We start from the raw sequence: 21,502 nt of genomic DNA, 5'->3' as shown, positions 1-21,502 counted from the left end.
TCCATGGGGATCATGGATCTCTTCCGCCGGCGCGATATCGAGCTGGTGCCTCCGGATCCGGACTTTGTGCCGACGGGTGGCATTCTCGGCGATGGCGAGAAGCACCATTTCGCCCAGTTCCTGATTGACCGGAAACGCGTCCTGCGCGAGCACGCCGGTGCTGCCCTCATGGAGCAGCGCGTCACCGGTGAGCGCATCGGAGCGATCCTGGTGCGGACGGGCTTTCTCCCGCAGGAAGAGCTCGTCCACTCGATCCTCGAATTCAATCCGGACCGGATCGCGACCGAGAAGGTCACGGTTTCCAAGATCCCGGTCGAGATCCTCGAAGAGAAGTCGATCACGATCTCGGCGGATGTCGGCGGCACGATCTATGTCGGCACGATGAGTGACGAGACGGAGATCGAGCGCCTCGTCCATAGCTACTATCCCGACCGCAAGGTCGAGTTCGTCGCGTTCATGCCCAACCTGCACGCCGAGTTCCTTGACCGCATCAGGCGGACGAGCTCGGAGGTGAAGGATGTCCGGCAGGAAGAGATCATGGAACGCCTGCTGTTCCGTGGCCTCAAGGAAGGCGCCTCTGACATCCATATCGAGCCGAAGGCGCGCTCCTATTCGGTGTTTTTCCGCAAGCTCGGCGAGCGTTCGCTCGTTCACGAGGGTCCGCTCGACGAATACAACATCGTCTCGGCCCAGCTGAAGGACCGTTCAGGCATGGATCTGGCCGAGCGCCGGATCAATCAGGACGGCGGCTTCCAGCTGGAGCAGTCCGGCCGCTTCATCGATCTGCGCGTCACGACAGTCCCGACCGTCGAGGGCGAGAACATCGTGGTCCGCATTCTCGATTCCGAGAAGGTGCGACCGAAGCTCGAAGCACTCGGCATCTCGAACGTGCAGGCTTGGCGACGCGGCGTCACGCGGCAGAGCGGGATCAACCTGATCTGCGGGCCGACCGGCTCGGGCAAAACGACCACGCTCAACGCGACCATGGCCGGCTTCGATCGGTTCGGGAAGCGTGTTTACACCATCGAAGACCCGGTCGAGTATCGGATTTCAAACGTCGGTCAGGTCAACGCCAATCCTCAGGTCGGTCTCGACTTCGCGCGCGCGCTGAAGGGCTTCATGCGCGCCGATCCCGACATCATCGCGGTCGGCGAGGTGCGCGACAATGAGACGGCCCGCAACGCCATCAAGGCGGCGGACACCGGCCACCTCGTGATCTGCACCCTCCACACGAGCTCGATCATCTCCTCTCTGTCCCGATTGCGTGACCTCGGCGTCGAGCCTCACGAGTTGCGCTTCAATCTGCGTGCCGTGCTGGTCCAGACCCTGGTCAAGGTGATCTGCAAGCACTGCGGCGGCCTCGGCGACGATCCGGAGGACCACCACAAGCACTGCCCGGTTTGTCTCGGCGGGGGCTACGACGACCGGACCATTGTGTCCGAAAGCGTGTCCTTCGGCGACTTCCAGGAGGTCGATCGGATCATCGCGATGACGGCGCCTGGCGCCGACGTCACGCAGGGTTTCCCCTGGCGCGAGATGATCGACGACGCGATCGACAAGATGGTCGCCGGCATCACGACGATCGACGAGCTCGTGCGTGTCTTCGGTGAGTATGCCCAGGAGCGCTGCGAAAGGCGCGGCATCGATCACACGAAGTACCGGCTGCGGAAATTTCTGAAGGGCTGACGCCGCGCGGGATCCCGCCGGCCGAGACGAGTTTGATCGGAGTGTAGCGTGTACCAGCTCATCGTGGCTGTCTTCGCGATCGCAATCGCCGCGACCCTCGTCGCCGGCGGCGTCACCTATCTCAACACCGACATCGGTGTGCGTTCTGCCACGGCGGACAGCGTCGTTGCAGGCGAGCGTGCCTTCAACCTGGCGCTCGGTGCCTATCGTGTCGCCAACAGCGGCGCTGTGCCCGGGCAAGCGTCCTGGATCGCGGATCTCGCGCCCTACTTTCCGGCAGGCCACGCCACGCTGCTCGACGGCGGCCGCCTGGGTGGCGTGATGCTGCCTCCGAAGGGGATGCGGTGGGTCTATGACCTCGACGGCTCTGGAAAGCCCTTCCTGTGCCTCCGCAACGATGACGGGGTCCAGATCGGGAAAGCGGTCCATGATGGCCTGGCGAGCGTTCTGGGGCGAACGGCGGGTTATCTGGGCAAGGTGTGCGGTGGGGAGCCCAACCCCGCCTTCGACGGGCAGGCAGCCGTGACCTTCACCCTGCAGGCCGGGCTCTGAGATGGCGCGCTATAACCTACGCATCTCCTCGCCTCGCGGCGGCCTCAAGAACATCAAGATCGAGGCTGGGTCCGAGAAGGAAGCTCGCGACCTTGGCGCCCGGCAGGGGAGGGTGATTGCAGCCTCCCGTGATTGGAGCATCGATCTCGTCCCGGGGATGAGCGCTGGCGAGCGCCACACCTGGATGCTGCGCATGAGCTCCATGCTCGGCTCGAAGGTGCCAACCGGTGACGCGCTGCGGCTCATGTCGGCCAGCTTCGGCGGCAACATCGGAAAAGCCTCGAGGCAGATGCTGGAGCGCGTGGAAGCCGGCTCGACGCTGCATGAGGCGATGTCTCAGGACCGGAAGAACTTCCCGTCCACGACCTCGGCGCTCGTGCGCGCCGGCGTCGCTACCGGTGAGACCTGGCGCGCCCTCAAGGACGCGGCCGAGTTCGAGTATAAGATGTCCCACACCACCCGCGGGGCCATGAAGCAGGTCTACAGCGCAATCGGATCGTTCGTGATCGCTTACGGTCTCATGCTCGGCACCAACGAGTATTTCGGCCCGATGGTGATGGACAACCCGATTTTCAAAAGCGGCAAGGGCGTCGATGTCGAGTGGGCGCGCACGCTCGGCAACTGGTCCGTGATCATCATGACGATCATGATGGTGATCTTCGCGCTCTTCCTGCTGCTCGGCAGCGCCGGGCGCGTGATCGTGCCGAACGCGGCCGACTGGCTCATTCTCAAGCTGCCCTTCTATCGGGACATGGTGCTCGCCAAGAACAACCACGTCACGCTCTACAAGCTCGGGCTGCTCGTCGGATCAGGTGTCCGCATCGAAGAGGCGCTGCGCCTCACAGAAGACGGCGCTCCACGCGGCGCGCTGAAAACTGATCTGCAGCGAGCGAGGCAGGCAGTAAAAGAAGGTAAAAGAAGCTGGGCGCACGCGATGAAAACGCTTCATGAGACAGACAAGGCCGCGCTTTCAACGAGTCCTGATAGAAAAGACATCGCCCGAACGCTTGAGGCCTTAGCAAATCAGTATGCTGATCTTTTCAGAGCACGAATTGAGGCGTTTGGGCCCTTGATGGGGATCGTCGCTGCGATCGCGATCACGGCCTCAGGGGGCATAATGTTCGCGCAGACGATCTTGCCTATGCTTCAGCTTGCCGCAGGAATAAACTAGCACAACTTTCTAATACTGTCAATAAGGCGACAGGAATAAAATGGAAGTAAGGAAAATCGCTCATTCACGAGTGGGTAATAATGTCTTTACTGGCGCCGCAAGTGAAGATGCTTCGAAAAAAGCGAGCCGCGCACCTAAGGTGAAGCTCGGGGAGACACTAGCCGCAATCTCGGACGAAGAAAGGCAAACCATTTTTCGAGCTTTGGCCGTCCAGTATATGCTAACAGCGTATGAAGCCATGCCGACACCGGTCGTTGTAAGAGCCCCGAAGAGGGATGAGGGGAGCCCTATTTCGCAAGCTGACATGTGGTATCTCGGTCGCTGCACGTTGCGATGGCTCCTGTTGAACGGGTATCTCTCCTCAACGGAATCTCGCGACGCTGCGAACGTTCATCAGTGGAAAGGCGAGCCCCAGGGATGGGTCGGTTATGACTTGATGCCCACTGATAAAGGCATCGCCGCAATTCAACGGGAATTCGCGTTTGTGAAGCCTGAAAAGAGAAAAATGGCGATCAAATTTGCTAGGGATGCCGTTCGCCAGGGGCTTAAGGGTGCGGGAGCAAAAGCAATCGAGGGAGCGACGCTAGGTGGAATAGGCACCATTAGCGAAATATTCTCTGGGATGCTGGGGGCTTGACGTGAGCCCTTCATGCGATCGTCCGACCCTCACCCAGGTACAGATCATCCGCTCTCTCGCGGACGCGCTCTCCTGGCTTGAGCGCGAGCTGTCGTGGGGCGTACCGGCCCAGGAACTGCGAGCCCTGACCGGGCGTATCGGCGAGCTCTACGCGGCGATGATCACCCGCGGGCAGATGGCCCTGGCACCGAACCAGCGGGGCTATGATGTCGTCTCCGCGGAGGGCGAACACATCTCGGTGAAGACGATCACGACCTCCGCTCATGTCAACTTCAATGCTGCCACGTTCGAGCATATCGACCGGGTCATGATCCTCAGGATCAATGTCGATCCGGGCGGTGACGAGGGCGTATCCATCGAAGAGGTCGAGGACAAGCCGGCCGGCGAGTTCCTGAAGCTCTGCAAGAAACACACGGACGGGCTTCGCTTCACGCCGAGCAAGCGGAAGCGTACGCCGGAGGAGGGCGCACAGCCGCAGAACCTCAGGATCACGGCGCGCGCCAGCTACAATGGCTACGAACTCGTGCGCTACGAGAACGGCGCGATCGGCGTGCTGAAGGACGGAAATCCGCTCGCGATCAACGTGAAGGGGTTTCTGAGGCCGATCGCGGCCGAGCTCGGGGTTGCGAGCGAGCACGAGTCGACGGTGCTGCTGACAACTCGCCAGCTCGGCATCTCCGTGATCAGGGCCCTGAATCTCCTGGAGGAGCGTGCGTCGACGAAATCGACCGGACGCGCTCGGAAGGCGACGGTTTCGAAGCCCCATGGCCGAACCGGATCCCGATAGCCCACAGCTCCCGCAGATTGCGCGCCAGGTCGTCGAGATCGTCGGCCCGCTCATCGATATGGGGCGCCTGAAGTCGATCCTGGAAGGCGCCTTCGGGGCCCGCTCCGTCAAGCTGCGGGCAACGGTACCCCTCGAAATCCAGCAGCCCCCGCGGCGCCCGAAGCTCGGGAAGCTTGGTGAGCGCATCATGGCCACTCTTGCTGACGGCAAGCCCTGGCGAGCGCAACACCTGATAGCGGAGGTGGCCGAGGGAAGAGTGCCGGCGACAGTCCGTCACGAACTTGATTTGCTGATCGAGGAGGAGCGCATCCAGCGCCCGCGATCCGGCATCTACATGCTGGCGGGTCTTCCGCCGCCGAGACCAGAGGAGATACGCCCGTTCAAGGTGAGGAGTGGTGCTGGCGTTGATACCGGCATGTCGCGTAGCACCACCGGAAAGCGCATTCTGGCGATGCTGGACCAACCGACTTCGGCGAACAGGATCGTGAAGGAGCTCGGGATCACGCGACAGCGCGTGGACCAGGTCATGAAAGCGCTTCTGAGCGATCGGCAGGTCAAACGGATTCCGGAGCCAGGCCTGAAAGGTCGATGGCTTTGGATCCTGCCCGACGCCGACGTCAGAAAATCGATACGCGCCCATGTCCCGTCATTGGCCGACGGGCACGAGGCAGTCATGGCGGCACTCCAACCGGATGCGTTTCATTCCGTTTCCGCCATCGCGAAAACCGTAGGTCAGTCGAAAATTGCTGTCGCCGCCGGCGTTCGCTCGCTCGAAGGCCGCTCGCTCGTGGTCAGTTTGAAGCTCGGGCAGCAAAAATACGTGAGTGCAACGCCCCGCGGACTACTCCATCCAGCTCGTACGCCTGATGCACCGAAGGCCGCGATCGCGAACCTCGCAGAGGCCTTCGGGGAGAAGAGGATCGCCTTCATCGAGACGCTTGGTGTGCTCGGCCAGGCTCGGACAGCTGAGGTCACCGCTGCGCTGGTCGGGGCCGACGGCCGCGGCACCGAGCTTATGTCGGGGATCATGCTCAACCGTCTTCTTCTCAGCGATTTTGCCGAGCCGATCGAGGATGGAACCTCGGGGCAGCGGCGTTACCGGCTGACAGAGGTTGGCAGGCTGGCCGCGGCCTTGATCGCTCGCGACCGCAAGTCGCCGTCAAGGGAGATCCTCGACCAGCGCATCGAAGCCTTCAAGGAACAGCGTACAGCCCGCCTCAGGGCGGTCGGCATGCGGAAGATCGAGAACTCACCCACGGGAGCCGGCAGCCCGGCTCAGAAGGCTCTTTTGGAGGCCCTGGCGACTGGGACGAAGTCGACGAAGGAGCTCGAAGTCGTGATCAGCGACATCGTCGGGAATGTGAAAAGCGTCCACCTGATGCTGAAGACGCTCGCTGGGCGTGGCCTGGTCGAGCAGGTCGGCGAGATCAAGACTCAAGGCGGGCGAGCAAAGCTCTGGGGACTGAAGCGCCCCGCTGCGTGAACCCGCCTTGACTCTCAGATTGAGAGGAACAAAATAGGAACAACATCTTTTCCCTAAGGTCAACCTCGTTGCGGCCAGAGCCCAACATCGATGCGCTGCGTGATCAGATCGCCCGGATCGAAGGCAGGCCGGCGAGGAAAGGGAAGACTCTGCCCTTCAAGGTCGAGGCCATCGATAGTCGCCTGCCCGGGGGAGGGCTAGCGCTCGGTGCGCTTCATGAGGTCGCAGGCGGGGGCAACGGTGCAGTGGATGGGGCCGCGTCATCCCTGTTTTGCGCCGGCATCGCAGCGCGGACCCCGGGGAAAGTACTCTGGTGCATTACGCGGCCAGATTTGTTCGCCCCTGCCTTCTCGCAAGCCGGGCTGGCGCCGGATCGGGTGATCTATGTCGAGGCGGGCGACGACAAGGCGCTTCTCGCTTGCATGGAGGAGGGCCTCCGGCACGGCGGGATAGGGGCGGTCGTCGGAGAGGTCACCAAGCTGACGATGACCGCATCTCGTCGACTGCAGCTCGCGGCCGAGGGAACAGGAGCCATCGGGCTCGCTCTGAGACGGTGGCGCAGGCAAGCCGACGCGGCAGACTTCGGCCAGCCAACAGCGGCGATGACCCGATGGCGGGTTTCATCCATCCCGTCGGCCGCGCTGCCCGTCCCAGGAGTGAGCCGCCACAGGTGGCTGGTTGAGTTGATCAGAGCGCGTGGCGCAGGCGACAGCGCGGATTTCGAAGTTGAGGCGTGTGATGGGCAGGCACTGCTCCATAGTCCTGACCCGGTGGTCGATCGACATGGTCAAGCGCCGGGCGGCTGGCGGCGCGCCACCGGATGAGGTGCCGTTCGTCCTGATCTGCCGCGATGGCAGTCGCCGGCTGGTCTATGCCTGCAATCCAGCTGCTCAAGCTGCTGGCCTTCGGCCCGGCACACCGGTCACCAAGGCGCAGGCGCTCGTCCAGGGCCTCGTCGTCCAGGACGCGGATCTCGCCGCCGATGCCCGCGACCTGCAACAGCTGGCAATCTGGTTCCTGCAGAGGATCGCACCGATCGTCGACGTGGACGGGGTGGACGGGATTGCCATCGACATCACAGGCACCGAGCGTCTGCATGGAGGAGAGGCCGGCCTCGTCGAGGAGATGGTTGCGAAGTTGGCCGCCAAGGGCATCGAAGCCCGAGCCGCCATTGCCGATACCCTTGGCGTCGCCCACGCCCTGGCCCGGTTCTCTCGATCGCCAACGGTGATCGCGCCCAGAGGGCATGGTGCATCGATCCTGGCGAACTATCCGCTCGAATGCCTCCGCTTGCCGGGCAGCATGGTCGACCAGCTGCGTGTTCTCGGCTTCGAGCGAGTCAGGGATCTCCTCGATCAGCCGCGGGCTCCGCTGGCCCTGCGCTTCGGCAGCGAGCTGACCAGGCGGCTGGATCAGATCTCCGGCGAGCTCGTCGAGCCGATTGCCGGGGTGCGGCCGCACGACCTGGTTGAAGTCCGGCGCCCGTTCGCGGAACCCATCGGGGCGCCCGAGACGATCGCGAAATACGTCGGAAAGCTGGTCACTCAGCTCGTCATCGACCTCGAGGCGAGAGGCGCCGGTGCGCGCCGGCTCGACCTCATCTGCACGCGCGTCGACAGCGTGGCGCAGGCAGTCAGCGTCGGCATGGCGACACCGGTTCGAGATCCCAAGCGCCTGACGCGCCTGCTGTGCGAGAAGATCGAGACCATCGAGCCGGGCTTTGGCATCGAGCTGATGACCATCGCCGCGCCGCTGGTGGAGCCTATTGAGCGCCGACAGATCCCGAGTTCGCTCATCGAGGAGGCGGCTCCGGACGTCTCTGATCTGATCGACACCTTGATCAACAGGGTAGGGGACGGCTCGGTCTATCGGCTCACCCCGGTGGAGAGCGATGTGCCAGAGCGCTCTGTGGCGCGCATCCCGCCTTTGTCTCCGGAGACAGGGGCGGATTGGCCTGCGCACTGGCCGCGGCCGGCCCGGCTGCTTCAGCGCCCGGAACAGGTCGACGTCATGGCGCTGCTTCCGGATCATCCGCCGGCGCATTTCGTCTGGCGAGGCGTGCGCCGGCGCGTACAGCGCGCTGATGGGCCCGAGAGGGTGTTCGGCGAATGGTGGAAGCGGGATGCCGAGCTCGCAGCCGTCCGCGACTATTTCCGCGTCGAGGACACCTCGGGGGAGCGCTACTGGATCTTCAGAGCAGGCGACGGCGTGGATCCTGAGACAGGGTCGCACCGCTGGTTCATGCACGGGGTTTTCGGATGAGCTACGCCGAGCTCCAATGCACAAGCCATTTCAGCTTCCTCCGAGGCGCGTCCTCGAACGAGGAGCTGGTCGCGACGGCAAAGGCCATGGACATGCCTGCGGTCGGGATAGCCGACCGTCATTCGCTTGCCGGCGTCGTCATGGCGCACGAGGCCGCGAAGGAGGCCGGAATTCGCCTCGTCGTTGGCTGCCGACTCGATCTGCTCGATGGCACGGCGCTCCTCGTCTACCCCATGGACCGGGGCGGATACGGCCGGCTGTGTCGTCTCCTGACGCGGGGCAAGCGTCGCGGCGGGAAGGGGGAGTGCGAACTCGACTGGAGCGATGTCGTCGAGTTCTGCGAAGGCCTCCTGGCGATCCTGGTTCCCGATGAGGCTGACGAGGAAACGGCCTTCAGACTGCGCCGGCTGCGGGATGCCTTCGATGATCGCGCCTACCTGGCGCTGACACTGCGCCGGCGGCCGAATGACCAGCTGAGGCTGCACGACCTGTCGAACCTCGCGACCCAGATGCGGGTGCCGACGGTCGTCACCAACGACGTCCTCTTCCACGAGCCCGGCCGGCGCCTGTTGCAGGACGTCGTCTCCTGCATTCGAAACGGCGTCACGATCGACCAGGCCGGATTCCTGAGGAACCTGCACGCCGATCGATATCTGAAGCCCCCTGAAGAGATGCACAGGCTCTTCTCGCGGTATCCCGAGGCGCTCGCCCGGACGCTCCAGATCGCGAGCCGCTGCCGGTTCTCGATGGACGAGCTGGCCTACCAATACCCGGAGGAGCGGGACGATGCTTCGCTGACGCCACAGCAGACCCTGGAAAAGCTCGTCTGGGAGGGCGCCGAGAAGCGCTACCCCGAAGGCTTGGAGGACAGCGTCCGCGACAGCCTGAAGCACGAGCTCTCGTTGATCGATAAGCTCGACTACGCGCCCTATTTCCTGACCGTGAACTCGATCGTGCGGTTCGCCCGTTCGCGCGAAATCCTGTGCCAGGGCCGGGGCTCTGCCGCCAACTCCGCTGTCTGCTACGTACTTGGCATCACCTCCATCGATCCTGCTCGCAACGATCTCCTGTTCGAACGCTTCGTTTCCGAGGAGCGCCGCGAACCGCCGGATATCGACGTGGATTTCGAGCATTCGCGCAGGGAAGAGGTGATCCAGTGGGTCTACGAGACCTATGGGCGCGATCGCGCTGCCTTGGTCTCAGTGGTGACCAGGTATCGAGCCCGCGGCGCGATCCGCGATGTTGCCAAGGCTCTCGGTCTGCCCGAAGACCTCATCGGCGCGCTTTCCGGCCAGACGTCAGCCTGGTCATCAGATGGCGTCGAAAAGAAGCACCTGCAGGCGCTCAATCTCAATCTCGAAGATCGCAGGCTTCGGCTGGCGCTGGAGCTCGCGCGCCAGCTCATGGGCACGCCTCGGCACCTTTCCCAGCATCCTGGCGGCTTCGTGCTGACGCAGGCTCGGCTGGACGACCTCGTACCCATTGAGCCGGCCGCGATGGACGATCGCCAGGTGATCGAATGGGATAAGGATTCGGTCGCCGCGATGAAGTTCATGAAGGTCGACGTTCTGGCGCTCGGAATGCTCACCTGCATGAGCCGCGGGCTGGACCTCCTCGCCGAGTACAAGGGCATCAGACACGACCTCGCATCGATTCCTCCGGAGGACCCGCGCACCTACGCCATGATTAGACGCGCAGACACGGTAGGCGTCTTCCAAATCGAAAGCCGCGCGCAGCAATCAATGGCGCCCAGGCTCAAGCCTCGCTCGTTCTACGACCTCGTCATTCAGGTCGCTATCGTTCGCCCCGGCCCCATCCAAGGCAATATGGTCCACCCTTACCTACGCCGGCGGGAAGGGATCGATCCAGTCGTGTTCCCCACCCCTCAGCTCGCAGGCATCCTGGCAAAAACCCTCGGAATCCCCCTCTTCCAGGAGCAGGCAATGCGTGTGGCAATCGAGTGCGCGGGCTTCACGCCGGGGGAGGCGGACATGCTGCGCAAGAGCATGGCCACATTCAAGTTCACCGGGGGCGTTTCCCATTTCCGGGACAAGCTCATCAACGGGATGGTCGCTAGGGGCTACGGCCACGAGTTCGCAGCAGGTATATTCTCTCAACTCGAAGGATTTGGTTCCTATGGTTTCCCGGAATCGCATGCCGCTTCTTTCGCCCTCCTGGCCTATGCATCATCCTGGCTGAAGTGCTGGCATCCTGACGTTTTCTGCGCGGCAATCCTCAACAGTCAGCCCATGGGCTTCTATGCGCCGGCGCAGCTTGTTCGAGACGCCCGCGATCACGGCGTCGAAATCCGGCCGGTATGCGTGAATGCGTCCCGGTGGGATTGCACGCTGGAGCCGACGGATGACGACATGCGTTTCGCTGTCAGGCTCGGGCTGCGGATGGTCAAAGGCCTGGCAAATGGTGATGCGGCGGCGCTCGTCGCGCATCGAGCTGACCGACCTTATGCCAGTGTCGATGATGTCTGGCGTCGTGCCGGCGTGCCGATCGCGTCGTTGACCTGCATTGCAGAGGCAGACGGCTTCCGCCCCGCTTTCGGCTTGGCGAGGCGCGAGGCGCTCTGGGAGCTGCGCGGGCTGCGCGACGAGCCGCTGCCTCTGTTCGTCGCGGCCTCGAAATCTGACGAGGCACTGGTGCGCGAGCTCGCTGAGCCCGCCGTGGCGCTGCGGCCGATGGCGGCCGGCGCTGAGGTCGTCGAGGATTATCGGCACGTCTCCTTGAGCCTCAGGGCGCATCCGCTCTCGTTCGTCCGAGGAGAGCTCGACAAACGGAGAATGGTGACCTGCGCGGCGGCCATGAGCGGCAGAGATGGCCGCTGGATCGACCTCGCCGGCATCGTCCTCGTTCGACAGCGCCCGGGATCCGCCAAGGGCGTCATGTTTGCGACGATCGAGGACGAGAGCGGCTGTGCCAACCTGATCTTCTGGGTGAAAACCTATGAGCGCTTCCGCAGCGAGATCCTGTCCAGCTCGATGATCGGAGTACGCGGCCGCATCCAGCGAGAAGGGGAGGTCACCCACATCATCGTCCAGCGGGCAGAAAACTTGTCCGGGCTTCTCGCGAGCGTCGGTCGCAGGGAGAGCGCTGCTCCGCGGGCAGATCTCGTGCCCGGACAAGGCGACGGGATTCGGGTCCGGGCACGAGATTTCAGATAGGCGGACACACCGCAGATTGAGGTGTGCAGCTGGCTAGGGCACGCTATCGACCGGTGGGGGCCGCGGAGCGGATCACTTCGACAGGTTGATCGATGGGGACGGACGCGTCCGATCGTCCGTCAAAGAGAAGGAGCGAGTGGATCGAGAGGACCCTCTGCAGGTCGGGAGGGTTGAATTTGCTCGTGAACGGCGTCTTCCGGACGAACATGTCACCTTGCGCGACCAGCTGTGGCAGCGCGCTCTCCCACAGGTCCCCACCGACGATGTATCTGCTCGGCATTGATAGCTCGGTCCCGTTGGAAAACCGGAACCGCAGGACGAGCCCCGGGCGCGTCGTCCCAACCTGCTCCGGATCAGGTTCGATCACGATCTTCATGAGGTCGCTTGGCATGCGCTGCCAAAGCGTCGAGTCCGGGGAGAGGTTGAGGAGACGAGACGCCCTCCTCAGATCAAAGTCTGCGGGCCACTCATCCGGCGTCATCACAGGGAACTCGGCGGCCGGCCACTCCACAATCGCCTCTCGCAAATATGCGATCGTGTTCTGAAGCGTGCGGGCGAAGGGCGAAAGATCAGGTTCGCCGAGATCCGCCGACGGAATGTGCGCCGTCAGCCCGCTCAGATCGTTGGGGCATCGAGCAGCGTCGGCAGCAGCCCGATCGAAAAAGTTGAACCTGAGACTAGCCGGGGTGAGCAGCTCCGAGATCGAAGCAATCAGGTGCTTTCTGGCCCGCTGATAATCGGGAAAGGCAGCCCGCTTATCGAAGTCGACGTCATCGAACTGGTCGGGTTCAGCCGGAAGCTCGATACGCCAATCGAGACGGCGGCGGGTCCGCTTCTTGTAGGCTGCCTGCATGCTTACGAGAAGAGCGAGCCCGTCGCCCTTGGACGTCTCGGTGAAGTCACGCTTCCAGAGATTGAGAAAGAAGCTGGCCTCAGTGTCGAGCCGGTCCTCGTAGTCGGGATCGCCCTCTGCGACCTTGAGGACGTCACACATGAACTCGCCGGTATACTGGTCGCACGACCAGACCAGCGCCTGTTTGAAATCGCGGAAAAACCGGGGCTCTTTCAGCCAGAAAAGAAGACCCTGCGCGTACACAATTGGCTTGCCGGCCTTGACGACGATCCCGGTCACCTCGTCCAGGCGGAACGAGCTGCCCTCCAAGTTTTGGGGGGCGATCCAAAGGTGCAGCTCCAGCCCGTCGGGCAGCCTGCTTACGGTCCATTTCCCATCGTCAAAACGGGCAATGTCCTCCTTCATCATGTCGAGCGTCGCGCCCTCAACCGCGCCCGGCAACCCAGGGGTCGCCGTCATTTCATCGAAGCGCTTCCGCCAGGGCTCTTTGCCTTGAACTGGAATGTCTCCACGACGCCCCGTCGGTCGAAGCTCAGCAACCAGCTGCGTGGCCTGGGCCGGGCTCAGACCAAAAGCATCTTGCAGACACGACACATGATGCATCGCCCGGGACTTGCGCTCCAATTCAGAGACGTCGTCATCGACAGGTGACGGAGTGACTCCGATGACTGAGGCGGAGGCGAGTTCCTGCCAGTTCCGATAGCCCATCATCCGGCCCACAGCGTTCTGAGCTGCGGACAGCTTGATATCGTGCGTTGGCGCGAGGAGGCGCTTGAGGGACTTTGCGAGGTGGGCGCAATGGGTAGTGGACGTAAAATGGATACGCATGGCTCAGCTCCTGAGGTGTCGGGTCGCCTGCGATGCCGCCCAAAGGAGATGGCGGGTCAGATCCAAATAACGTCGGGTCCCGAGCAGATCGCTCGGTCAGACCGTCATTTCCGGATGCCTATCGGGCTTTGCTGAGCAGGCGGCGTGGCTTCCGGGGAGCCGCTGTCAACATAGGTGACCGGTTTTCTCCGAGTCAACCGAGCCGAATCTCGATGAAGTTGGGCAGGGCGGGTTCGCGATTCATGAGGAATGTGACGCGATTCCTTGATCGATTTCGGGATTCACGCCCGATTGCGGTCTTCAAGGCCAGCCGCCGGTCCTTGAAGCAGGCTGCGCTTAGAAAGAATTTGCTGCAATTTTTGAAGGAATTTCCACAGCCGATTCAGCGGCTTGAAGGAATGTGGTTACGAATTCCTTATTTCAAAGGGAATTTCTCTACAAAACTGAATTGAACGAAGGATCGTTGCCCCGCATGTTCAATTCATGCCCGGCGACGGAGCAAGGACTGGAGCAAGACAGTCCTTTCTTCGAGGCGGGCAGGGAAACCACCAATCGGCCATCCGGCCCCCTCGGAGAATACCATGTTCCAGCTCATCGTCGCCGTCATCTCGATCGCCCTCGTCGCCGTCCTCGCCATCGCCTCGATCTATTACGGCGGCACCGCCTTCAACCAGTCGCAGATGAAGGGCCAGGTCACGGCGCTCGTGAACGCCGGCCAGCAGATCGCCGGCGCGCAGGCCCTGTATTCCAACGACACCGGCGCCAAGACCGCCGTCATCGGCGATCTGACCGCCGCCGGCAAGTACCTCTCCTCGGCCCCGGCCAAGCCGTCGAACGCCACGGGCGGCGTCTGGGCGACGGACGGTTCGGTCGCTTCGATCACCCTGGACGCCGGCGCTGGCCTGACGTTCTGCAACGAGGTCCAGAAGCAGGCCGGCGGCGTGGCGCTCGCCGACGAGGCGGCCCTGACCGCTCGCACCGCTCTCCCGGCCGACCAGCAGTTCAGCTGCGTCACCTCGGGCGGCAACACCGTCTTCGAATTCCGCGTCTGATCCATCTGGATCGGCCGACGGGTCGGATGGGAAGGCGGAGCTTCGGCTCCGCCTTTTCGTTTATGGAGACCACTCTGGAATCCGGTGGATCAAGGATTTCAAGGTTGACCATAAGGACGTCGAATTCGATCCTTGTCTGAACGGGCAGTCGGCCTATCGAATCGCGATGCCGTCGGCCCCATACGGAAAGGTGCTAGTGCATGTACACCCTGATCATTGGGGTCATCGCGATCGTCGTTGTGGCCATTCTCACGCTGGCGACACTGTTCCTCGGCGGCCATATCTTCACGAGCTCGGCGGACAAGGGGCGCTACTCCCAGTACATCAATCACAGCGAGCAGATCGCCGCGGCGATGCGCCTTTACCAGCACGACAAGGGCGAAACCCCGCCGGGAACGCCTATGCAGATCATCCGGGCGCTTGCAGAGCCTTCTGCTGATGGACGCACCTATCTGAGCACAATTCCTCAGGGCGACTGGTACATGGCCGACAACGCCATCTATCGGAAGCTGATGGACGGCGGCGAGTGCAAGCGAATGAATACAGTCGCCGGCAAGCCGGTGTCGGAGCCGACGTCGAACAACGGTTGTCCGCCTTGTGACGCCGCGGAATTCGGCGATTGGCCGGCCTGTGCTCGGACGGCGATCGCCCCCTGAGCGGGCGGTAGTCGAAAGGGGCCCTGTCGGGCCCCTTCAGCGTTTATGAGCCTCTTGCGAGCGGTCAGCGAACCTGCTTCTCTCGCTACCTCCAGTAGGGGAAGGGGGCTTCCATGGTGGGTTGGCGTGCGTCTTTAGCCAGTGCTGTCGCTGGTTTCGGAATTCTCGCCTCGGAGGGTCCGGCAGCAGCGCAGCAGATCACTGTGCTGGACGCGCAGTGTAAGTCAGAGATCGTCTCTGCTTGCTACAAGCGGCAAGAACCCTATCGAATAAACCAAAATCAGGACCCATGCGGCAGCGGTAAACTCCTCAATCCGGACCGCAGGAGTTGTAGCGATCAGGCTTATGTCGGCAACTCGATGGAGCGATGTTCGGCCTGGTTCGAAGTCGAACAGTACGGCGCCTGCCTTCGCACGATCGATCGACCCACCCAGAGCACCGCCGCTTCAATTCAGCAGGAGCTATCGCAGTTGAACAAGACCCTGCGGTCCGACCAACGCGCCATGCTCAACCAGATCTGCAAAAGCCTGTCCCAGCGGCCGGAGACCTGCGATGCGTCGATCCCTGCGCAATAGCTTCGCTTCTCGGTTCGCCCTGGCGCTTGCGCTATCCGCCACGGCGCAGGCTGCGCACGCTCAATTCAAGACTCCCAGCGAAGGCGCTCAGCTGTGGGCTGCCGGGCCACGCAAGTTTGGCCCCGTGCCATACGCCCTGGTTGAGGCAGAGGCTCTGACCGATCTGGAAAGAGATGCCTTCAGGGCGGCCGCCTTCAACCGCACTGTCGAAGAAACCAGGCGGGTCAGGGAGATCCGCGAGAAGGGCGCCCCTAACGGCATCACTGAGAACGAGCGGAGCCAGGCTGCGTACCACCTGATTGATTCCTTACGTGTCGCCCAGAAGGCCGCGGTGCTCGACAAACGAGCCGTCGATGAAGCGAAGCTCGGTCTCAGCTCCATCGTCGCAGTCGTCAACTATGCGGCGGGCACCAAAAGCAAAGCGATCCTTTCCATCGCAGGGCCAGCGATCAACGACACCCTCAACAAGGGCGTGACGTCGCTCGCAAACGTCGAAGCGAATTACAAGGCATCCGTGTCGACAGCTGTCGAGCTCGCTCTGCTGAAGGCCGATCGAGAGACAGTTGCGAAATGGAAGGCGACCGGGATCACGGAAGCCAACCGGAAGGAAGCGGCCGAGGCGCTATTCGGAGCCAACAACACCTTCTTCTCGCAAGGGATAGGGAAAGACCTCGACCCTGCAATGAAGACGGAGCTACAGGGCGTTCAGATTGGACTCCTGAAGAGCGGTTTGGATACCGTCGCAGCACGGCAGGCACAGGGAGAGACGGCGCTGCGTGCGTTTGAGCGTCAAACCGAAGCGCGTTTCACGCAGCAGAAGGTACAGATCCAAAAGGTGGTCGGCGAGGTTCAGACGCTCCGGAAGGTCGTCGCGAACCAGATTGAGGCCGTAGATCTCCTGGCGAAGAACACCAAGGCTCAAATCGAAAGCCTCGAAGGCAGACTGGATAGCGTCTCTGAGGGTCAGCGAGCCACGCAGGCGGCAATGCTTCGGAGCATGGGCCCGCGAGATCGGCTGCTCGCACTTCAGGACCCCGCATTCTTGCCGCCGAAGACGCCAGAGGAAAAGGCTCAACGGGCTGAGGACATCAAGAACCTGGCACGCTTCAACCGGGTGATGTCGATCAAGGACGGGCTTGACGAAGGGCTCAGCGGAATCGGGGCTGTGGCGGGATTTGCGGTCTCGCTTGGTGTGCAAATCGATACGGTCAACCTCAACCGCAACATCAACACCGCCAAGTCGGCGCTCAACTTCGCAGCCTCGCTTGCGACGGGGAACTATGTCGGCGCGCTCATGTCCGCCGGCGGCCTATTCGGCGGAGGAGGTGGCGAGGATGGAACCACCGTTGCCCTCGGGCAGATCTCGAAGAAGCTCGACGAGGTGATCGAGCTCCAGAAAATGACCCTCGCGAGGATAGAGGAGCTGTCCGAGAAAATCGACCTGAACCACGCTCAGGTGATGTCGAAACTCCAGGTCATCGAGCACAAGATCGACCAGGCGAACAAGCTGCTCGCTGTCCAGGACGCCCAACCCTATTCCGACTGCCGATCGTTCATGCAGATGTCGGCGATCAAGGGTATAGCGATCCGCTCCGGCGTCTACGCAAGCTATGCGAAGCGCATCGAGCACTTTGCTGCCGACCAAGAGGTCCATCCAGCAGGGTTCGCTAAATCGCTCCTCTGTTTCCAGTATCTGCGCGACACGATCATTCCCGGCCAGGCTCCGCCGGCGTCTCCATTCGAGACGGCAATCATTCTCCGCGCCTCGACCTGGGAAGCAGGCGAGGTTGGCACGCCGAAATCCACGAAGGCCCGCCTGGATGCTATGTGGCGAGCCCATCATGCGGTTCTCGGTTGGAGCTCTGTAGACGCGGCAACCATCGCAGGCGACACGAAGCAGAACTGCGTCAACCGGGCATTGTCCAAGGTAGCGGGCCTTCCCGGCGCGATCGTCAGCCTTCAGGAGAAAGACCTGAGCTGCCAGGGCATCGTGGACATCAGCAAGGATGGCAGCTGGGCGCCGCTTCGCGGGCGAGGCGGCGATATCGTTGGCGCCAATGTCATCAAGGATCCGTACTCCCCGAAAATCGCCGCTCATTTCGGGGAACTGGTTCTCTTTCTGACGCCGTTCTTCGAGCTCGCTGTTTCGACCCCGGATGGGAAGCTGCGTCTCCCCAAACCGAAGGAGCTGACGGGCAAGGATGCCGCATTCGACGATGGAAAGCGGCGGACGAACTCGCAGACCGCAGCCTGGATCACAAACTCCTACGCCGAGCAGCTGTCGCTGGCGATAGCTCAGGAGGGGATCATCGAGGGAGCGGCGCTCGTACCGTCGCTTGCTCGGGTGATGTCAGAGGCCAAGTTCGGTGCTGGCTCGTCCGCGATCACAAAGGGTTCGCTCAAGAAGGAGCTGGCCGCGGTTGCTGGCATCGACATCTCAAAGCCGCCAGACGTTGACAGCGACCATTGCCTCGTAACTACGAAGGCCTGGCAAGAGAAGCCGCTGCTGGTGGCCGCGTGCCTGATGGAGAGCAATCCGGTCCTCGCCAGGAACGTCGGACGTTACCTGGCGGTGCGTGATCTGCAGGCCAAAGCACAATCCGCGCCCTCGCTCGCATTCGCTTATGTCACGAGCTCGTCCCAGCACCTGCAGGAGGTTTTCCCGAGCCTGAGCACGCTCAATCGGGCCGATCCCGCGAGACCTACCTCGTGGCAGTGGTCGTACACGATCAATGGACTCCCTACGCAGTCGATGTCGTTTCCGATGGTCTCGGAGGTGACATCCGGCTTTCTGGAGAGAGGACCGAACATCGAACGGCTGACCGACCTGCGAGATCGGTTCGAACTGAGAGCGCTCGCCAATAAGGCGGACGAGGATCTCTCCAAGCCGAGCCCGACCCTCACCGATCGGCAACGCGAGATCGCTCGCTACTACCTGAGGCAGGGCGCCCGGCGACAGGAGACCCTGATCTCCACGTCCCTCACGGAGTGGGGGACGATTTCCCAGGTGCCGGGAGCCAAGCCTTAATCAGGCGACCTGGTCAGCGAACAGACCAAGCTGTCCAGGCACCGGCGCCGCCGGCGACGGCGCGCGTATTCCCAGATGCGCATAAGCGCCTGCGGTTAGAACTCGACCTCGAGGCGTTCTCTGCAGGTAGCCTTGCTGGAGCAGGTAGGGTTCGACGATCTCTTCGAGCGCGTCGCGCGGCTCTGAGAGCGCCGCGGCGATGGTCTCGATGCCGACCGGCCCGCCCGAAAAGTTCTTCGCAACGAGGCGCAGATAACGCGTATCGAGCTGATCAAGTCCGCGGCTGTCGATGTCGAGCTGATTGAGCGCGTAATCCGCGAGCGCCGCCGTGATAGGCTCTCCAGCGGCGAAATCGCGAACCCGCCGGATCAGCCGCCCGGCGATGCGGGGAGTTCCTCTCGACCGCCTCGCGATCTCTCCAGCCCCTTCAGGGGTGATCTCGATGTTGAAGACCTTCGCGCTGCGGCTGACGACCCGGACCAGTTCGCTCTCGGTGTAGTAGTGGAGGCGGACGTGGATTCCGAACCGATCCCTCAACGGTGCGGGGAGCAGACCAGATCTGGTGGTCGCTCCGATCAGCGTGAAGCGAGGCAAATCGATACGCACAGAACGCGCTGAGGGACCCTCACCGATGAGGAGGTCTATGAAGTAGTCTTCGAGCGCGGGATAAAGGATTTCCGCCAGATTCGTTGGTACGCGGTGAATCTCATCAAGGAAGAGTGCGTCGCCAGGTTCAAGACTCGTCAACAGCGCCGCGAGATCTCCAGCCTTCGTAATGGCTGGCCCTGAGGTCGACCGCAGGTTCGCTCCCATCTCCCGGGCAACGATCTGCGCGAGTGTCGTCTTCCCCAACCCCGGCGGTCCAGCGAAAAGGACGTGATCGAGGACGTCCCCGCGGGCCTTCGCCGCATTTATGAACACCGTCAGGTTCGCGCGAGCATCGGCCTGACCGTTGAAGTCGGCAAGGGTCTGCGGCCGCAGGTGGACTTCGTGGCTATCGATCGCGTCGGACATCAGTTGCTGCTGACCACGACGTCGCTCGGATAGGTCGCCGAGCACTGGGCGATCACGCGGCGCCGCGGCAGATCGCTGACGAGCTCGGTCAAAGCGCCTTCCTGGTTCGGGACCGGCTGCTCGACCCCGAGCCCGTCGACGATCGAGCCGTTGTTGTGGAGCGCATAGGACCGGGCTGGCGACCAGGAACAAGTCCAACCGCGCTCGCCCTCACGCCCGCTCGATCGCAGAGTAGCCTTGGCGCCGCCGCTCTCGTCATCGATCAGGCAGGACGCGCTCACTGGATAGAGCAGGGCAGGGCAGGTGACCGTGCAGCCGGGAAGGGTGCTGCCGGCATCGCAGACCGCGTCCACGGCCTGCGCAGAGGCGATTGGGGCGCCGTCCAGAGTGGAGGGGCCGCTTACCGAAAGGCGAGCCTGCTGGAAGATCATCCAGGGCTTGGCCTCCGCCCGCCCGAACGCCAGACCAGCTTCCGCGAGGACAAGCTCGCCGCCCGAGGCGATGATGGGATAGCCAGTCGAAAGAACACCGGACAGGTCGAAAGCGCCCTTGAGCGTGAGCCGGCCGGCAGTGAGCTCGACCGCGTTCGGCCGCGACGCGTGTCCGACGATGGCCGTGCCAGCGAGGAGTGCGTCACCGCCATCATTGCGGAGGTAGCCGATCTTGCCACCGGTCAGGCGTGCGCGGCCACCCGACTGGATCCAGAGGCCCGCCCCGTTCTCGAAGTCTGCCCCGACGAACGTCACATCCGTCGCGATCTTGGTGAGACCAGAGCTGAAGACGATGGGCGCGGCGGTCGGGCTGCCATCGGTCGGCAGGAACGAGATCGCGACAGAGCTCGCGCTGCCTCCCAGCACGTTAGGCAATTGGTAAGAGCCGCCTGCAAGCGAGATCGTCACGCTGCGGTAGCCGGACGACATCGCTGAGCTGATGGCCGCGTCGAGGTTGAGCGGCTTGTCGGCAGTATCACCGAAGGCTTTCTCGCCGGCATTCACCGCGGCACGGCGCGCGGCACCGGTGGGGGAGACGTAGAACAACAGATTGCCGACGGCAGTCCCCTCCGCGGCCTGCGGCCCGCGCGCAATGACTGGCACGACGGACCCGGGCACCCGGGGTGTTCCGTCTCCTCGCACCAGGAACTGGCCATTCACGAGTCGCACGTCCTCGCAGTCGGGAATAGCGGTCTGGTACGGCGCCGGAGAGACGATCAAGCCGACGATACCCTGGGCCGCGCCGCGCAGCGCGGTGTCATGGGGAGCATCGCTGCGAACGACGAACTGCCGACCTCGATCGACAAGGACGCGAGAGGCGTATCGATGAGGGAATGAACCACCGACCTGATGATCGGACCCGAGCACCAGTTCGGAGGTGGCATCGTCGGGACCGGCGACAGATAGGTCGTCGAGCGCATACGGGCACCAGCCATAATAGGCGCCCCACGGGGTCCGGCCATTGCCGATCGCCCATGATGGCAGGACCGAGCGCCCTCCAATCTCCTCGCCGAAGGGGATACGAACGGGCCCATCGAGCTCGACGACGCGCATGGCGGATCGCATGGCCGAGGCGAGGCCATCCATGGTCGCGGCATTGCGCTGCGCGAGGGAAACGATCTCAGCCGAGCGCTGGAAGGTATAGAGGGTATAGCCGACGGATGCCGCCATTCCGACGACGAGCGTCATGATGATGAGAAGCGAGATCATGCGGCACCCAAGGATTCCTTGAGCCGAAGGATAGCGCTAAAAGGA

Annotated in this window: 16 protein-coding genes; 13 read left to right on the top strand and 3 right to left on the bottom strand. The window is 62.9% G+C overall.

Annotation, left to right across the window (positions count from 1 at the left end; translation table 11 throughout):
- The first annotated feature begins 12 nt into the window (after nt 1-12).
- From OCUBac02_RS25500 to OCUBac02_RS25465, 9 genes are all read left to right on the top strand, one after another.
- Complete coding sequence (locus OCUBac02_RS25500) at nt 13-1,686, top strand: GspE/PulE family protein (protein WP_173050491.1); 1,674 nt, start codon at nt 13-15, stop codon at nt 1,684-1,686.
- Nucleotides 1,687-1,734: 48 nt separating this feature from the next.
- Nucleotides 1,735-2,238 carry a hypothetical protein gene (locus tag OCUBac02_RS25495; protein WP_173050489.1) on the top strand — a complete coding sequence of 168 codons (504 nt, stop codon included), beginning with the start codon at nt 1,735-1,737 and terminating at the stop codon, nt 2,236-2,238.
- Nucleotide 2,239: 1 nt separating this feature from the next.
- A complete protein-coding gene (locus OCUBac02_RS25490; protein WP_173050487.1) occupies nt 2,240-3,409 on the top strand; it encodes a type II secretion system F family protein in 1,170 nt (389 codons plus the stop codon).
- Between the two features lie 40 nt (nt 3,410-3,449).
- On the top strand, nt 3,450-4,046 hold the full coding sequence (locus tag OCUBac02_RS25485) for a hypothetical protein (protein ID WP_173050485.1): 597 nt from the start codon (nt 3,450-3,452) through the stop codon (nt 4,044-4,046).
- Nucleotide 4,047: 1 nt separating this feature from the next.
- The gene (locus tag OCUBac02_RS25480; protein ID WP_197933368.1) at nt 4,048-4,833 is read left to right on the top strand and encodes a DUF6998 domain-containing protein; all 786 of its coding nucleotides are present in this window, start codon (nt 4,048-4,050) and stop codon (nt 4,831-4,833) included.
- Nucleotides 4,811-6,316 (top strand): hypothetical protein, encoded by a 1,506-nt coding sequence (locus OCUBac02_RS25475; RefSeq protein WP_173050483.1) that lies wholly within the window; start codon nt 4,811-4,813, stop codon nt 6,314-6,316. The genes OCUBac02_RS25480 and OCUBac02_RS25475 overlap by 23 nt, the downstream gene beginning before the upstream one ends.
- A 68-nt stretch (nt 6,317-6,384) precedes the next feature.
- On the top strand, nt 6,385-7,140 hold the full coding sequence (locus tag OCUBac02_RS27415) for an ImuA family protein (protein ID WP_244639294.1): 756 nt from the start codon (nt 6,385-6,387) through the stop codon (nt 7,138-7,140).
- Nucleotides 7,055-8,578 (top strand): DUF6504 family protein, encoded by a 1,524-nt coding sequence (locus tag OCUBac02_RS25470; protein WP_173050481.1) that lies wholly within the window; start codon nt 7,055-7,057, stop codon nt 8,576-8,578. Before OCUBac02_RS27415 ends, OCUBac02_RS25470 begins: the two co-directional genes overlap by 86 nt.
- Nucleotides 8,575-11,751, top strand: coding sequence for an error-prone DNA polymerase (locus tag OCUBac02_RS25465; RefSeq protein WP_173050479.1), 3,177 nt, complete (start codon nt 8,575-8,577; stop codon nt 11,749-11,751). Before OCUBac02_RS25470 ends, OCUBac02_RS25465 begins: the two co-directional genes overlap by 4 nt.
- Nucleotides 11,752-11,794: 43 nt before the next feature.
- On the opposite strand, the gene OCUBac02_RS25460 is transcribed toward OCUBac02_RS25465, so the two are convergent.
- Nucleotides 11,795-13,432 (bottom strand): hypothetical protein, encoded by a 1,638-nt coding sequence (locus tag OCUBac02_RS25460; protein WP_173050477.1) that lies wholly within the window; start codon nt 13,430-13,432, stop codon nt 11,795-11,797.
- A gap of 581 nt (nt 13,433-14,013) precedes the next feature.
- On the opposite strand from OCUBac02_RS25460, the gene OCUBac02_RS25455 reads away from it, so the two are divergent.
- The 4 genes from OCUBac02_RS25455 to OCUBac02_RS25440 all read left to right on the top strand — a co-directional run bounded on the left by OCUBac02_RS25455 (nt 14,014) and on the right by OCUBac02_RS25440 (nt 18,743).
- Nucleotides 14,014-14,484, top strand: a complete 471-nt coding sequence (locus OCUBac02_RS25455; protein WP_173050475.1) for a hypothetical protein — start codon at nt 14,014-14,016, stop codon at nt 14,482-14,484.
- 200 nt (nt 14,485-14,684) lie between these two features.
- Nucleotides 14,685-15,140: a hypothetical protein gene (locus OCUBac02_RS25450; protein ID WP_173050474.1), complete on the top strand. Its 456-nt coding sequence runs from the start codon at nt 14,685-14,687 to the stop codon at nt 15,138-15,140.
- A 113-nt stretch (nt 15,141-15,253) separates the two neighbouring features.
- A complete protein-coding gene (locus OCUBac02_RS25445) occupies nt 15,254-15,715 on the top strand; it encodes a hypothetical protein (RefSeq protein WP_173050472.1) in 462 nt (153 codons plus the stop codon).
- Nucleotides 15,693-18,743, top strand: coding sequence for a hypothetical protein (locus OCUBac02_RS25440; protein WP_173050470.1), 3,051 nt, complete (start codon nt 15,693-15,695; stop codon nt 18,741-18,743). The genes OCUBac02_RS25445 and OCUBac02_RS25440 overlap by 23 nt, the downstream gene beginning before the upstream one ends.
- Here the strand turns inward: OCUBac02_RS25440 and ruvB are convergent, their stop codons facing one another.
- Nucleotides 18,744-19,757, bottom strand: coding sequence for a Holliday junction branch migration DNA helicase RuvB (gene ruvB / locus OCUBac02_RS25435; protein ID WP_173050468.1), 1,014 nt, complete (start codon nt 19,755-19,757; stop codon nt 18,744-18,746). It lies immediately after the preceding gene.
- Nucleotides 19,757-21,457, bottom strand: coding sequence for a hypothetical protein (locus OCUBac02_RS25430; RefSeq protein WP_173050466.1), 1,701 nt, complete (start codon nt 21,455-21,457; stop codon nt 19,757-19,759). Before OCUBac02_RS25430 ends, ruvB begins: the two co-directional genes overlap by 1 nt.
- Nucleotides 21,458-21,502 lie beyond the last annotated feature (45 nt).

The sequence above is a fragment of the Bosea sp. ANAM02 genome (assembly GCF_011764485.1).
In the GTDB taxonomy this organism is placed as follows: domain Bacteria; phylum Pseudomonadota; class Alphaproteobacteria; order Rhizobiales; family Beijerinckiaceae; genus Allobosea.
This window is presented reverse-complemented; position numbering and strand designations above follow the sequence as displayed.